At 40.0% G+C, this 600-nt stretch carries 1 pseudogene; it reads left to right on the top strand.

The annotated features are described in order from the left end of the window. Positions 1-77: 77 nt before the first annotated feature. Positions 78-600: pseudogene (locus DWY93_RS17745) on the top strand (transposase); the annotation flags it as partial.

Raw genomic sequence — 600 nt, 5'->3', positions numbered from 1 at the left:
TGAAGTGCTATACTAACGTTGTAACAGTAGTGGCTAATAAGATATAATAAATCCAATAGAGAAAAGAGGTAATTATCATGCCACAAAGTTACACACCCGAATTTAAGAAAAAAATAGTACGTCTTCATGAAGAGGAAGGTCGTACCTACAAAAGCATCACCGCTGAGTATGGGGTATCGAAAGCCAGCATTTCTAAGTGGTGTAGCGAGTTTAGTAAAGAATGCCAGTCAAGCCCGGAAGCCAAAGAAGATTATGACAACATGAAGGAGATGCTCAGACTCAAAAGAGAAAACGAAGAACTTCGTAAGGAGAATCTTTTCTTAAAAAAAGCGGCGGCATTCTTTGCAAAGGAAATCGATTAGAGGCTTATCGATTCATCGAACAATATCATAATGAATTTGGCATTCGCTGGCTGCTTGGACGGCTGGATATATGCCCAAATGCTTATTACAACTACCGGAAACACCGGAAGGCGGATTATTATACCCTTAAAGCCGAAGTCCAAGCACAGATTCAGGAAATATATCATTCGCACAATGGAGTTGACGGCTATCGGAGTATGAAAGTCTATCTGGAGCGTAAAGGTTATTCTTACAGTAA

The organism is Clostridium sp. AF28-12, assembly GCF_003435225.1.
In the GTDB taxonomy this organism is placed as follows: Bacteria; Bacillota; Clostridia; order Lachnospirales; family Lachnospiraceae; genus Pilosibacter; species Pilosibacter fragilis.
Note: the sequence above shows the minus strand (reverse complement) of the source record. Positions and strands in the feature narration are given on the sequence as shown.